The organism is Pseudomonas sp. SIMBA_068, from assembly GCF_046534705.1.
Classification (GTDB): Bacteria; Pseudomonadota; Gammaproteobacteria; order Pseudomonadales; family Pseudomonadaceae; genus Aquipseudomonas; species Aquipseudomonas putida.
The window spans coordinates 1-247 of sequence record NZ_JAWRYI010001288.1; the positions used below are offsets into that span (position 1 = coordinate 1).

Sequence of the window (247 nt, forward strand, 5' to 3'; positions counted from 1 at the left end):
CTGAGCAGCATCTGCTCAGTGAACAGGGCACCGAGCAGTTCAACCGCTTCATCGGCTACTACCTGAGGACCAAGCGCGAAATACAAGAGAAGCCGGGGCTCGAACCTGCCGTCATTCAGAGCATGATCAACGAACAGGCCCACCTGGTCCGCGAGGTGCTCAAGAGCGGCGGGGCATTCGATGCACTGTTCAACCCCGGCTACACCTTCCTCGATCAGCGCCTGGCCGAGCAGTACGGCATTGAAGG

Annotated in this window: 1 protein-coding gene; it reads left to right on the forward strand. The window is 59.5% G+C overall.

Annotated elements, in window-relative coordinates:
• Positions 1–247 (forward strand): DUF1592 domain-containing protein (locus SB756_RS33725; protein WP_410913718.1); only part of this gene is annotated, 247 nt, incomplete at both ends.